The sequence below is a fragment of the Pseudomonas sp. GNP012 genome (assembly GCF_054343835.1).
The window spans coordinates 1,845,756-1,858,670 of the sequence record NZ_JBTGUU010000001.1; the positions used below are offsets into that span (position 1 = coordinate 1,845,756).

Below are 12,915 nucleotides of genomic sequence, written 5' to 3' on the forward strand. Positions count from 1 at the left end.
GGAAAAATCAGCGTCAGTGACTGCTGGCCATGGAAGCTCCAAGGCCGGTCTGGGCACGGACGAACTGGTCGGCGTAGGCGGCGCGTTCGCGGTTGGCGCGCTCGCTGCGGTCAAGCCTGGAAGCGACCACTATGACCACGAAGGCCAGTGGCATGGAGAACAGCGCCGGCTGGTCGTAAGGGAAGAGCGCCTGGGCATGACCCAGTACACCGACCCAAACCGACGGCGAGCAGATCACCAGGGCCAGTGCGCTGATCAGGCCGGTCAGGCCGCCATAGAGGGCGCCGCGGGTGGTCAGGCCGCCCCAGTACATGGACATGATCAGTACCGGGAAATTCGCCGAGGCGGCGATGCCGAACGTCAGGCCGACCAGGAAGGCGATGTTCTGGCCCTCGAACAGAATGCCGAGGGAAATCGCCACGATGCCCAGGCAAACGGTGGCGATGCGTGACACGCGCATTTCCTGTTTCTCGTCGGCGCAGCCCTTTTTAAACACCGAGGCGTAAAGGTCATGGGAGATGGCCGAGGCACCGGCCAGGGCCAGACCGGACACCACGGCGAGAATGGTGGCGAAAGCCACGGCAGAGAGGAAACCGAGAAACAGGTTGCCACCCACTGCCTTCGCCAGGTGCATGGCCACCATGTTGCCGCCGCCGATCATGGCCCCGCCGAGCTTGCCATCGACGTAGTACTGCGGATCCGTGCCGACGATGACGATGGCGGTGTAGCCCAGGACGCAGACCACCAGGAAGAAGAAACCGATGAACACCGTGGCGAACAGCACCGATTTACGCGCCTCCTTGGCATTGGGCACCGTGAAGAAGCGCATCAGGATGTGCGGCAGGCCGGCAATGCCGAAGACCAGGCCGAGGGATAGGGACACCGCGTTGATCGGGTCGGCCAGCAAGGTGCCCGGGCCCATGATCTGCACGCCGCTGGCATGCACCGCCACAGCCTGGGCCGCCAGCGTCTCGAAGCTGAAGTCGAAGCGACTCAGGGCCATCAGCACCAGGGTGGTGCCGCCCGCCAGCAGCAGGACTGCCTTGGTGATCTGTACCCATGTGGTGGCGAGCATGCCGCCGAAGATCACGTAGACCAGCATCAACAGTCCGACCACCACCACCGCCGTGCGGTAGTCGAGACCGAACAGCAGCTTGATCAATTGGCCGGCACCGACCATCTGTACCACCAGATAGCAGCACACCACGGTCAGCGATCCGAGGGCGGCGAAACTGCGCACGCGGGTTTGATCGAGTCGGTAGGAGACGATGTCGGCGAAGGTGTAGCGGCCCAGATTGCGCAAGCGCTCGGCCATCAGGAAGGTGACGATCGGCCAGCCGACAAAGAAGCCGATGATGTAGACGAAGCCGTCGTAACCCTTGGCGAATACCATGCTCGACAGGCCCAGCAGCGTGGCGGCCGACATGTAGTCACCGGCGATTGCCAAGCCATTCTGAAATCCCGTGATACCGCCGCCTGCGCTGTAGAAATCGGCGGCGGAGCGGGTGCGCCGTGCCGCCCACCAGGTGATCAGCAGGGTGGCGAGGACGAAGACGAAAAACATGCCGATGGCGTGCAGGTTGAGCGCTTGCTTCTGCGCAATGATGGGATCGGCATGAGCCAGCACAGGGCTGAGGGCGAGAAGGGCGGACAGGCGTTTCATGCGCGGGACTCCTGGAGGATCTGCGAGCTGAGCACGTCGAAGCGGGTGTTGGCGCTGTGCACGTACCAGGCGGTGAGTAGCCAGGACAACAGGATGATCGTCACGCCGATTGGCATGCCGAGGCTGAGGTGACTGCCGTCATACAGCGGCAGGTGCAACCAGGCGGGAGCGAAAGCCACCACCATGATGAAGCTGTAGTAGATCGCCAGGACCGCGCCGCTCAGTGTCCAGGCCAGCAGCGCACGCTGGCGCGTGAGGCGCTGGAACTTGGGGTTGGCCCTGACCCGTGCACAGGTCTGGGTGTGGTTCGGATGGTCAGTCGTCATGGTGAGGCTCCGCTTTTTCTAGTTGTTTTTGTTGTTCGGCCTTTTGAGGGGCGTACGGGTACCCGGGCAGCGACCCGATGCGGGACGCCACCTGAATGCTGATGTGCTGGAGTTATTGCCGCCTGGACGATCTTGCGAAGGAGAGTGGGCGGTGCAGGAGGGTGGGCCTGATCGGCTGCGAGGCGAGCAGAGGATCGGGCCAATGGCAGACGAGAACCGTGGTCGCGATTGCGCTGTTGCGCAGCTGTTTGTGTCCGGCGTGCAGGCCGGCGTTTATCCATGCGCTCATGCTGTCAGCCCTCGTTATTTATTATTGGGGAGGGGACTTTCCTGGCCGGAAAACGACGCTGGCCAAGTTGGGTGAGATGCGAGTATATAAGGGCATATTTCCCATATGTATTGGCAGAAAAGCTCGATGGATATGCAAAAACGCACAACGCAGCCCCCGCTGAACTGGGACGACTTGCGTTTCTTCCTCGAAGTTGCCCGTGCTCGCACCGCCAGCGGTGCGGCTCGACGCCTGGGAGTGGACTACACCACGGTGTCGCGGCGCATCCGTGCCCTGGAGCAGTGCCTGGGCGCCCTGCTGTTCGAGAAATCGCGAACCTCAGGTTTCGTCCTGACCGTGGAAGGGCAGCGTCTGGTCAGCCACGCCGAAAGCCTGGAAAGTACGCTGCTGGTGGCTTGCGAACAGGTTTTCGGCACCACAGGGGGGCTCTCCGGGCATCTGCGCATTGGTTGCACGGAAGCCTTCGGAACCTGTTTCATCACGGCGCAGATGAGCCATTTCCTCGAGCACTACCCGAATATCTCGGCGGATATTTTGCCGGTCCCGCACTTCATAAACCTGTCACGGCGCGAGGCGGATATCGCCATCACCCTGGAACGGCCTGAACGCGGTCCATACGTGTGCTCGCGACTGTGCGATTACCGCCTGCGCCTGTATGCGACGCCGGAGTACCTGGCCAATCATCCGTTGATCGAATGTCGTGAAGACCTGTCCGGCCACCCGTTCGTGACCTACGTCGAAGACCTGGCCTTCAGCTTCAAGCTGCTCTACCTGAACGACCTGATGCCTGGCGCCAACTGCCGCCTGCGCAGCACCAGTGTGGTCGCCCATTACCATGCAGCCCTGGAAGGGCGGGCGCTGGCCATCCTGCCTTGCTTCCTCGCCGGCCCCGATCCCCGCCTGTGCGAAGTGCTGCCGGGGGAAGTGGAAGTCACGCGACAGTTCTGGATGTATTACAGCGAGGACTTGCGCAAGCTCAAGCGGGTCACCCTGGTAGCCGACTATCTGCGCGCTTGTGCGCAGCTGAATCGTCCGTTGTTGATGGGGGAGTCCCATACGATGCTCTACTTGCCGTCGCCCTGAGGGAATGGGTAGCAAGCGATCACATTCAGATGGAGTGGTTACTTGTAGGAGCTGCCGCAGGCTGCGATCTTCTGATCTTGCTTTTGAAAATCAAAAGATCGCAGCCTCGTTGCACTCGACAGCTCCTACAGGAGAATGGCGCTGACCAATGGCATGGGGGTGCCTGCCGTCATCACTGACTGGAGCGAACGGCCCCTCCGTCAATCAACAGGTTTTGCCCGGTCAGGTAGCCCGCATGGCTGCTGCAGACGAAGGCGCACAGCGCACCGAACTCCTCGGGTGAGCCGAAGCGTCTGGCAGGAATTTCGCGGCGGCATTCGTCAAGGAATGCCTCACTGTCTTGCCCCATTTCGTGGGCAGCGGCGACCAGGTTGTCGCGCAGTCGATCGGTGTCGAACGAGCCCGGTTGCAGGTTGTTGATCGTCACATTGCGGCTGGCAATGTTTTCTTGCCGGGCCAGCCCCGCAATGAACCCCGTCAGGCCACTGCGCGCGCCGTTGGACAGGCCCAGGCTTTCGATCGGGGACTTCACGGCGCTCGAGGTGATGTTGATGATCCGGCCAAATCCGCGTGCCGCCATGCCGTCCACGGTTGCCTTGATCAGCTCGATAGGGGTCAGCATGTTGGCATCCAGCGCCTTGAGCCAGGCGTCGCGATTCCATTCGCGGAAATCCCCGGGAGGAGGGCCGCCGGCGTTGTTGATCAGGATATCGAAATGCTCATGGGCCTTGAGCGCTGCCGCCCGACCCTCGGCGGTGGAAATGTCTCCGGCTACGGCTATGACCGTCACTTCAGGATTTATCGCCCTCAGCTGACGGGCTGTTTCATTCAGCGTGTCTTCGCCCCGTGCGGTGATCACCACGTTCACGCCCTCGGTGACGAGTGCCTGTGCGCAGGCTTTACCCAGGCCTTTGCTGGCGGCGCACACCAGCGCCCAACGTCCTGCAATTCCAAGATTCATGCGTGATCCACCGCTGCAGACAGGTTTGCCGATCGGGCACCGATGCCCATGAAGCGTCGTACCCTCTCACCTTCAGCTTCGCAGCGAATGGTCTCAGGTGCGGCATCGAGTTGAACATTGCCGTTCTCCATGAAAATCACCCGATCGGAGATCGACATGGCAAAGTCCATTTCGTGGGTCACGATCAGCATGGTCATGCCTTCCCTGGCCAGGTCGCGGATCACGTTGAGCACGTCGTTGACCAACTCCGGGTCGAGGGCCGAGGTCGGCTCGTCGAACAGCATGATCTGCGGTTCCATGGCCAGGGCCCGGGCGATCGCCACGCGCTGCTGCTGGCCGCCGGAGAGCTGGTGCGGGTACTTGTGGGCATGGGCCAGCAGGCCGACCTTGTCCAGCAGCGCATAGGCACGATGCTCGCTCAGCTCGCCCGGCTGGCCGTGGTACCGCGGTGCCAGGGTGATGTTGTCGAGGATGGTGCGGTGCGGGAACAGGTTGAAGTTCTGGAACACCATGCCGATGTGCCGCACGCCTTTGCGCAGGCGCGAGCTGTTGGGTTTGTCCGAGGCTTCGATGAAGGTTTCGCCGAACAACTTGATGTCGCCGGTATCGATGCTTTCCAGGCCGTTGACCGTGCGGATCAGCGACGTCTTGCCGGAGCCCGATGGCCCGATGATCGAGACCACCTGGCCGTAATCGACACTCAGGTCGATACCCAGCAGCACCTTGTGGGTGCCATAGCTCTTCTGGATGTTGTTCAGTTGCAGGATCGGCGTTGTGTTGTTGCCTGCGGCTTTGCGCGCAATGTCGGGCAAGGCTTCGGCGCTGGCCTTGAACTTGGCGATGGTGGCCGCGTCGAGTGTGTGCGGCTTGCGGAAGTTCAGGTCCAGGTAACGCTCCAGGCGCTGCAGGAAATAGCCGAATACGGTGACGATCAACACGTAGTAGACGCCCACCGCCGCCAGGGTTTCCATGACCAGGAAGTTGGTGGCATAGAGGCGTTGGCCGACCGTGAGGATTTCGGTCAGGGAGATGACCGAGACCAGCGAAGTCAGCTTGACCACTGTGATGTATTCATTGATCAGGGTGGGCAACGAAATACGGAAAGCCTGGGGGATCACGATCAGGCGTTGCATGCCGAGCACGCCGACACCCAGCGCGCGCCCGGCTTCCTTCTGGCCCTTGGCCACGGAAATCAGGCCGCCACGATGGATCTCCGCCATGTACGCCGCTTCAGTGACCACCAGGGCCAGCAGGCCGGAGTAGAAGGGGTTGGACAGAATCGGTCCGCTACCGGGAAACAACTGCGGCAGGTTGTAGACGAACACCACCAGCACCAGCAACGGGATGCTGCGGAAAAACCAGATGTAGACCGCTGCGGGAATGCGCAGCAAGGGCGATTGGGATAGCTTGGCGGTGGCCAGGACAAAACCCAGCAGCATGCCGATGAACCAGGCCAGGGCACTGAGCTGGATGACCGTGACGCAGGCATTCCAGAAGTCCGGCAGGGAGAACAGGGAGAAGAAATACGACCAATCGAATTGCATGGGACACCTCGATCTGCCGCCCCCGCGCAGGGACGGCAGATAACCAGACTACAAGGGCAGGTTCTTAGTTGGCGGTCGGTTCTTCCAGGCCATACTTCTTGAGGATTGCTGCGTATTCTCCGCTCTTTTTCGTCTCCTCGAAGGCCTTTTGCACGGCCTGGTAAGTTTCGTCGTTACCTTTCTTGACGAAGATGCCCAGGGTTTGCTGATAGATCGGATGCTCGGTGGTGATCACGACCCGGCCATTGGTCTTTTCCGCGATCATCTTGGCGGCACCGGCGATTTCAACCTGGGCCTGGATGTTCCTGGACAGCAAGGCCTGGGTCACTTCGGGCGCCGAAGGGTACTCGCTGACGGTGATGGCGCCTTTGTTGTTCGGCACGCAGTATTCGTCGGACAGCTTCCTGAATTGCTTGACCCAGGTCGTGCCCTGTTCCAGGCCCAGTTTCAGGCCGCACAGGTCTTCCGGTTTTTTCGCATTGATCTCGCTGCCCTGGGGCACCATGACCGCGGCGCCGGTGTTGGCGTACGCAATGGTCTGGGCCTGGGTCTGGCGCTCCGGCGTGATGTACATGCCGGAAATGATCGCGTCGTACTTGCCGGAGTTAAGGCCCAGGATCAGGCTCGGGAACTTGGTGTCGACGAACTCGACCTTGGCGTTCATGTGCCTGGCCAGTGCCGTTGCCAGCTCGGGGTCCGAACCCACCACATTCTTGTCCTTGTCATAGGACTCGAAAGGAGGGTAGGTGATCTCCATGCCGACCTTGAACGATTCTGCCGCGGCCATGCTCGCCGTGGCTGCGAACATGCCGGCTGCCAATACAGCCAGGCTCAAGAGGTTCATTTTATTGTTTTTCATTATTTACTGACTCCGGCGTAGGTAGGGGTTAGCTGAAAACTTCAATCAGGACGGTTGCGCCTGATTTTTCAAATGTCCGAAACTGGCGGGCTTGCGTGCCTTGCCTGGCAGTTGAACTTCCCCGTTGGCCACCCTCTGGCGCAGATACTGATAGGTCTGCAGCGCCTGGCCATACATGTGTTCGCCGATCGTGATCTCTTCATAGTCATTGCCGGCCTGGGCGAATCCGGGCAGCGGTTTGATCTGGGTGTGGTAGTCGCAGGCATAAAACAGCGGGAAGGAATAACGCTCCTCCTTCACGCTGCGCACCCGGTGCGCAGTGGCAACGAATGCGCCTGCCGTCATCACCTCCAGCATGTCGCCGATGTTGACCACGAAGGCATCGGCAATCGGTGGTGCATCGATCCATTGGCCAAGATTGTTCATCACCTCAAGGCCTGGTTTGTCGGCCAGGAGGATGGTGAAGCACTCGTAATCAGTATGGGCGCCAAGCCCTGGTGCGTCATGGGCGGCACCGTCGAACGGGTAGTGGATCAGGCGCAGCTTGGACGGCGGACGGGTGACCAGGCTGTCGAAGTAGTTTTCTTCCAGGCCCAGGGTCAGGGCGAAGCCGCTGAACAGACGCCGGCCCAAGGCGAAAATCGCTTCATAGTAGGCCTGCACCGATGCCTTGAAGCCTGCCAGCTGCGGCCAGTCGTTGGGCCCCAGCAAGGGGGTATTGGCCAGTACCAGCGGGTCATCGGCCGGGACTTCGAAGCCGACGTCGAAGGCTTCCTTGTGGTCCGGCTTGCCCTTGGAATAAACCTCTTCGCCTTCGGGCACAAAACCCTTGTGGGTCTGCGAGGTGCCGATGTAGTGGCGCATCTTGGTGTCGAGGGGCTGGTCGAAAAAGTCCTTGGCCGCCTTGCGCAGGTTGGCGATCAGTTGCGGGTCGATACCGTGATGGGTGATATAGAGAAACCCGACTTCGCTGGCGGCGCGCCCCAATTGTTCGGCCACGGCCAGGCGGTGTTCCAGTTCAAAGCTGAACAGACCGGCGATGTTGATCACCGGGATGCTGTTGAAGTTGGCTTTGAGTGTGTCAGTGCTGGCGCTGTTGTTTTTATTGTCAGGCATGACGCATCGGCTCCCTAAGGATGGCTTGAGTGGTGGAAACGCTCGAAGTGTTTGCGCTCGGTCTGGCCCATCCACACGTTCAACGACCACAGGTCGGCGACCGGGACATTGGTGAAGGGCAGGTGATGCAGGTAGCCGTCGGCACCGAATTCCGGGGTCAGGGTGCTGACCTGGTAGCCGCGGGCTTGCTGCGAGCGCCAGATGCTTTCCCAGTGCTGCTGATGGAAAGCCAGTTCTTTTGCATATTCGGGCGCCGCCGGGTGCGGAACCTGCGGCCCCTGGTCATAACCGACCCGGGCCTGGATGTGGTGAACGCGTTCGATGAACGCGCTCAGGTCGTCGGCCGGATCATTCAACAGGCGCTCGCAGGTCACGACCCAATGGCTGATGTCACTGGTGAACAGCAGATCGGGCAGTTGCCGGATCAACTCCAGGGTCACCCAGGGGTTGAACAGCGAACGCGAGCGATGGGTTTCGAAACTGCAGACCTGACCGTGCTTGCGCGCCAGCTCCAGCGCCTGGCCAAAAAACTCCACCTGTTGCGCCAGGGACCAGCGGTCGTTGCCCGCCAGCACGTTGACGAAGCGCGGGGAGAGTTCAGCGGCCCAGGCGAGCTTCTGGTCGAGGTCATTGAGGTGGACGGCAGGCGTTGCCGACTGATCCGGCAGCACGTCGTAGGCGCTGAAGACGGTGCTGATATAGCCCAGGCGGTTGGCCTGGAGGAAGGCGCCAAACTCAGCCCGTTCGCGGGCGTCCAGTGGCAGACGCGCTTCCATGCCATCAAAGCCCGCTTGCAGCAACTCCTCGAGCGCCTGAGCCTTGCTGGCGGTGTAACCCCACAGCGTACGGAAAATTTCCAGCTTCATCGGTGATCCTCAAAAATCCCAGGGCCTACTGCAAAAGCACTTCGACTGCACCAGGCGGCCAAGCGATCAATGGTCGGTGGCGGCAGAGGACTTCGAAACCGGGTCCCTGCGTAACCTGGTGCCACTGAGCGATGCCGAGGCTGGTTCGCTGTGGAGCTGATGTTAGGCACAGGCTGCGCGGCGGAAGAATCTGAAAGTTCAAATGAATACTTCAGACTTTCATCAACCAATAGCTGGCTAATTATCGCGCTTACAGGAGGGATTTAGTGGGGGAGTGCGTGTCTACGCTGGGTGTTGACGAGGGGTGCCTTTACTACGACATCATTTTGAAGACTGCCAAGCGACATCGGGTCGCGAGGCGATTTGAACTTGAAAGGTTTATGACGAACGACAAACCCGGCAGCGGACGAATCAGATTGGCAACTCTGGCACCGCGAATCATGCCGGCAGAACCCCCGATATGAACACTTCAATATTGGCAATGCCGGTGGTGTGATGTGGGCGAACAGGCGCGGCGATTTTTTGCAGCAGCGGGGGTTGACCTTAAAGTGAGGTTTAAGGTGAGCATGCACGGACCTGCATGACTGTCGGACCCTGGATGATGTTGAAAACCTTTATTTCCTGTGCGTTGGTATTGATAGGCGGTGCATTCATGACTTTTGCAAATGCCGGGCCGGCCCCTTCCGCGGTTGTTGCGCAAGATCGCCAGATACCGAGCTGACGCATTTCACCGATGTGGTGGAAGCGGCCGGCTATGAGCACTGCGATAACGATGCCTACAACGAGGTGGCCGTGTCGATCATCACCAACAAACCCGGCAAAGCCAATCTGGGGCCGTTCACGCTGATTGGCCAGTCGATGTCTGGAGATTTCTGGGGTTATGTGCTCAAACTGCCGGTTAATACCGAGCTGGCGAGGGTGCGTGGTGTCGTCGGTTATAACCTGCCGAAATGGCTGACCGGCATTGACCGCAAAGAGGATGCGCAATCGGTGGTGTATGACATTACCGACAGCCAGACCGGCAAACTGGACGTGTCCTTCAAAGCGAAGAAGCTCGACGACCTGTCCCGCGATGTCGATATCGTCACCAGCAGTTTCACCAATCTCGATCACCAGAGCCAACTGGCCTATGGGTACGCTGTTTCCCGCCAGCTCAGCCAAAGCTCCAGTCGGGACACGGATTCGGCCACCCTCACGCTGGGCGACGGCAGTCTGTCGAACTACCTCCGCTCCCTGAAGCTGGGGAAAATGATGAAGTACGAATATGTGCCCGAGTTCCAGAGCGCGCTCTATGCGCCAAAACCACTTGCCACCCTGATTGGCGAGCGCTGAAACCTGTTGCGCCTGTCAGGCCCCGGAAGCCTGACGGGCTGTTTTTTTCCTGGAAGACACTGCATCACGGCGGCCTGAAGTGGCTGTCACGCCCTCATCGCGCAGACGATGCAACAGCAATTGCGCATTGTCCGCACACGCCATGCCCTCGGGCTTACCCTCGATGCCCTTGATGACCAGCAGAAGTTGCGCCTTGTTCTGGGCCAACCGCTGCTGCAGGACTTCGATTTCCTGAACCTTTTGCTTGAGGCCACTGAGCAACTCTTCGTGCTGCCAACCACTCGCATTCATCGGCATCAATTGGCGGATTTCTTCCAATGAAAAGCCCGCCGCCTGCGCGCCAGTGATGATCTCCAGAACCCACTGGGTGTCAGGCGCATAATCGCGATAGCCATTGGCTTTACGCTCGACCGATTTGATCAGGCCGCTCGCTTCGTAGAAGCGGATGCGTGAAGGCGCCAACCCGCTGATTTTCGCCAGTTCGCCTATTCTCATATTCCACCTCGAAAAATCCATTGACCTTAAAGTTGACTTTAAACCTAAAGTCTTCGGGCGGCCAAGCGGCTCGGGTGCAATGGGTTGCCAAGCCGTCATGGAGCTCTGGGGGAGGGGGGGCAAACGGAAACCGATCCTGAAACACGCCCTCTGAACCGCCTATTGGATGGGCTGCACTTTGTTCATTCAGGGCCTTGATCGAAACAGGATTCGGTTCAGGCCTTCACTTCATTCAGGAGATGCGAACATGGGGTATGTCACTACGCGAGACGGTGTTGAAATCTTTTACAAAGACTGGGGGCCGCGCGATGCCCAGGTCATCTTTTTCCATCATGGATGGCCACTGAGCGCGGACGATTGGGACGCGCAAATGCTCTTTTTCCTGGCCAACGGCTACCGGGTTGTTGCACACGACCGACGTGGTCACGGGCGCTCCAGTCAGGTCTGGGACGGACACGACATGGATCACTATGCTGACGACGTCGCGGCCGTGGTTGATCACCTCGGCGTACAAGGCGCAGTCCATGTCGGCCACTCCACCGGCGGGGGTGAAGTCGTTCATTACATCGCGCGCCACGGCGAAGACCGAGTGTCGAAGGCCGCCATCATCAGTGCCGTCCCACCGCTGATGGTCCAGACCCCGAGTAATCCTGGCGGCCTGCCCAAGTCAGTTTTCGACGACTTGCAGGCACAACTGAAGGCCGGCCGCGCACAGTTCTACCACGACGTTCCAGCGGGACCTTTTTACGGCTACAACCGCCCAGGTGCAAAATCGTCTGAGGGCATCATCTGGAACTGGTGGCGGCAAGGCATGATGGGTTGTGCAAAGGCACACTATGACGGGATCGTGGCTTTTTCTCAGACCGACTTCACCGAAGATTTGAAGAGCATCAAGATCCCCGTTCTGGTGATGCATGGTGATGATGACCAGATCGTGCCTTATGAAAATTCCGGGGTTCTGTCAGCAAAACTTCTGCAAAACAGTACGCTGAAAATCTACCCGGGCTTCCCGCATGGAATGCCTACAACCAACGCCGATACGATTAACGCCGATCTGCTGGCATTCGTGCGGAGCTAAACAATTGAGGGCGGGTAAAAATCCCGCCCTTACCCTCTTCAAGGCCTGCAATTCACAAGTTCGGCATGTGCTGCGGGCAAGATGAAGCCTTAGTCAACCATTACCTCGTCCAGTGCCTGCTCGAGGGTGCTGACCGTACGCTCGATATTGTGCAGCTTTTCGAGTCCGAACAGACCGATGCGGAAGGTCTGGAAGTCGGCCGGCTCGTCGCATTGCAACGGCACTCCGGCGGCGATCTGCAGGCCGTGGTTGGCAAATTTCTTGCCGCTCTTGATGTCGGCATCATCGGTGTAGCTCACCACTACGCCAGGGGCCTGAAAGCCGGCTGCAGCGACGCTTTTGAAACCTTTGCCGGTCAACATTGCGCGTACCCGATCGCCCAGCGCCTGTTGTTCGTCGCGGACCTTGTCGAAACCGTAGGCTTGCGTCTCTTTCATCACCTCGTTAAATCGCGCGAGGGAATCGCTGGGCATGGTCGCATGGTAGGCATGTCCGCCCTGTTCGTAGGCCTGCATGATCTGAAGCCACTTTTTCAGGTCGCAGGCGAAGCTGCTGCTTTGCGTCTGTTCGATGCGCTCGAGGGCCAGGGAACTGAACATCACCAGGGCGCAGCAAGGGGAGGCGCTCCAGCCTTTCTGCGGTGCGCTGATCAGCAGGTCGACTGCGCATTTGTGCATATCAACCCAAAGCGTGCCTGAGGCGATGCAGTCCAGCACGAACAGGCCACCCACCGCATGCACGGCGTCGCCGACGGCCCGCAGGTACTCGTCGGGCAGGATAATCCCTGATGAGGTTTCAACGTGGGGGGCGAAGACAATCTGCGGCCTCGAAGCCGCAATGGCTGCCAGCACTTCGTCCAGAGGGGGTGGGGCGTAGGCAGTCTGGCGAGCAGTGTCGACCGGTCGGGCTTTGAGCACCGTGGTGGCCGCCGGGATGTTGCCCATCTCAAGGATCTGGCTCCAGCGATAACTGAACCAGCCGTTGCGTATCACCAGGCATTGCTGGTCGGTGGCGAACTGTCGCGCCACCGCTTCCATGCCGAATGTGCCGCTGCCCGGGACCACCGCAACAGCCTGGGCGTTGTAGACCTGTTTCAGGGTCCTGGAAATGTTCTTCATCACACCTTGAAATGACTGCGACATGTGGTTGAGCGAGCGGTCGGTGTAGACCACTGAGTACTCGACCAGCCCCTCGGGATCGATACTGGGATATAGCTTTGACATAGGTGACTCCTTTGGCAGAGATCTCAGTGGTATCGACCCTGCGCCAAGCCTTGGCAAATGACAAGATTGCCCGGGATTGA

At 59.7% G+C, this 12,915-nt stretch carries 11 protein-coding genes and 1 pseudogene; 3 read left to right on the forward strand and 9 right to left on the reverse strand.

The annotated features are described in order from the left end of the window. Positions 1-13 precede the first annotated feature (13 nt). Together ACXX83_RS08265 and ACXX83_RS08270 are read right to left on the reverse strand one after the other, a co-directional pair. Entirely contained in the window at positions 14-1,663 is a 1,650-nt protein-coding gene (locus tag ACXX83_RS08265) for a cation acetate symporter (RefSeq protein ID WP_458548090.1), read from the reverse strand. Further along, a complete protein-coding gene (locus ACXX83_RS08270; protein WP_015094777.1) occupies positions 1,660-1,989 on the reverse strand; it encodes a DUF485 domain-containing protein in 330 nt (109 codons plus the stop codon). The genes ACXX83_RS08265 and ACXX83_RS08270 overlap by 4 nt, the downstream gene beginning before the upstream one ends. Positions 1,990-2,383: 394 nt before the next feature. On the opposite strand from ACXX83_RS08270, the gene ACXX83_RS08275 reads away from it, so the two are divergent. After that, positions 2,384-3,361, forward strand: a complete 978-nt coding sequence (locus ACXX83_RS08275) for a LysR family transcriptional regulator (protein ID WP_458548091.1) — start codon at positions 2,384-2,386, stop codon at positions 3,359-3,361. A gap of 172 nt (positions 3,362-3,533) precedes the next feature. Here the strand turns inward: ACXX83_RS08275 and ACXX83_RS08280 are convergent, their stop codons facing one another. The 5 genes from ACXX83_RS08280 to ACXX83_RS08300 form a co-directional block, all read right to left on the reverse strand. After that, positions 3,534-4,322, reverse strand: coding sequence for an SDR family oxidoreductase (locus ACXX83_RS08280; RefSeq protein ID WP_458548092.1), 789 nt, complete (start codon positions 4,320-4,322; stop codon positions 3,534-3,536). Beyond that, on the reverse strand, positions 4,319-5,866 hold the full coding sequence (locus tag ACXX83_RS08285; protein ID WP_458548093.1) for an amino acid ABC transporter permease/ATP-binding protein: 1,548 nt from the start codon (positions 5,864-5,866) through the stop codon (positions 4,319-4,321). Before ACXX83_RS08285 ends, ACXX83_RS08280 begins: the two co-directional genes overlap by 4 nt. 64 nt (positions 5,867-5,930) lie before the next feature. Further along, positions 5,931-6,725 (reverse strand): ABC transporter substrate-binding protein, encoded by a 795-nt coding sequence (locus ACXX83_RS08290; RefSeq protein ID WP_217838089.1) that lies wholly within the window; start codon positions 6,723-6,725, stop codon positions 5,931-5,933. 45 nt (positions 6,726-6,770) lie between these two features. Then, positions 6,771-7,841, reverse strand: a complete 1,071-nt coding sequence (locus ACXX83_RS08295; protein ID WP_015094782.1) for an isopenicillin N synthase family dioxygenase — start codon at positions 7,839-7,841, stop codon at positions 6,771-6,773. A gap of 14 nt (positions 7,842-7,855) precedes the next feature. After that, positions 7,856-8,707 carry a sugar phosphate isomerase/epimerase family protein gene (locus ACXX83_RS08300; protein ID WP_217838090.1) on the reverse strand — a complete coding sequence of 284 codons (852 nt, stop codon included), beginning with the start codon at positions 8,705-8,707 and terminating at the stop codon, positions 7,856-7,858. 598 nt (positions 8,708-9,305) lie between these two features. Between ACXX83_RS08300 and ACXX83_RS08305 the strand changes: the two are divergent. Continuing rightward, positions 9,306-10,039: pseudogene (locus ACXX83_RS08305) on the forward strand (hypothetical protein). A 15-nt stretch (positions 10,040-10,054) separates the two neighbouring features. Here the strand turns inward: ACXX83_RS08305 and ACXX83_RS08310 are convergent. Continuing rightward, positions 10,055-10,534 carry a MerR family transcriptional regulator gene (locus tag ACXX83_RS08310; protein WP_458550169.1) on the reverse strand — a complete coding sequence of 160 codons (480 nt, stop codon included), beginning with the start codon at positions 10,532-10,534 and terminating at the stop codon, positions 10,055-10,057. Positions 10,535-10,781: 247 nt separating this feature from the next. On the opposite strand from ACXX83_RS08310, the gene ACXX83_RS08315 reads away from it, so the two are divergent. Further along, positions 10,782-11,612: an alpha/beta fold hydrolase gene (locus tag ACXX83_RS08315; protein ID WP_458548094.1), complete on the forward strand. Its 831-nt coding sequence runs from the start codon at positions 10,782-10,784 to the stop codon at positions 11,610-11,612. A gap of 89 nt (positions 11,613-11,701) precedes the next feature. Here ACXX83_RS08315 and ACXX83_RS08320 read toward each other — a convergent pair whose 3' ends face one another. Next, positions 11,702-12,835, reverse strand: coding sequence for a pyridoxal-phosphate-dependent aminotransferase family protein (locus tag ACXX83_RS08320; protein WP_458548095.1), 1,134 nt, complete (start codon positions 12,833-12,835; stop codon positions 11,702-11,704). Positions 12,836-12,915: the final 80 nt, after the last annotated feature.

Bases quoted from the DNA above. Each gene is read 5' to 3' on its own strand.
- ACXX83_RS08315 (WP_458548094.1), top strand. From the start codon at position 10,782: ATGGGGTATGTCACTACGCGAGACGGTGTTGAAATCTTTTACAAAGAC.
- ACXX83_RS08285 (WP_458548093.1), bottom strand. From the start codon at position 5,866: ATGCAATTCGATTGGTCGTATTTCTTCTCCCTGTTCTCCCTGCCGGAC.
- ACXX83_RS08295 (WP_015094782.1), bottom strand. From the start codon at position 7,841: ATGCCTGACAATAAAAACAACAGCGCCAGCACTGACACACTCAAAGCC.
- ACXX83_RS08275 (WP_458548091.1), top strand. From the start codon at position 2,384: ATGTATTGGCAGAAAAGCTCGATGGATATGCAAAAACGCACAACGCAG.
- ACXX83_RS08270 (WP_015094777.1), bottom strand. From the start codon at position 1,989: ATGACGACTGACCATCCGAACCACACCCAGACCTGTGCACGGGTCAGG.
- ACXX83_RS08265 (WP_458548090.1), bottom strand. From the start codon at position 1,663: ATGAAACGCCTGTCCGCCCTTCTCGCCCTCAGCCCTGTGCTGGCTCAT.
- ACXX83_RS08320 (WP_458548095.1), bottom strand. From the start codon at position 12,835: ATGTCAAAGCTATATCCCAGTATCGATCCCGAGGGGCTGGTCGAGTAC.
- ACXX83_RS08310 (WP_458550169.1), bottom strand. From the start codon at position 10,534: ATGAGAATAGGCGAACTGGCGAAAATCAGCGGGTTGGCGCCTTCACGC.
- ACXX83_RS08290 (WP_217838089.1), bottom strand. From the start codon at position 6,725: ATGAAAAACAATAAAATGAACCTCTTGAGCCTGGCTGTATTGGCAGCC.
- ACXX83_RS08300 (WP_217838090.1), bottom strand. From the start codon at position 8,707: ATGAAGCTGGAAATTTTCCGTACGCTGTGGGGTTACACCGCCAGCAAG.
- ACXX83_RS08280 (WP_458548092.1), bottom strand. From the start codon at position 4,322: ATGAATCTTGGAATTGCAGGACGTTGGGCGCTGGTGTGCGCCGCCAGC.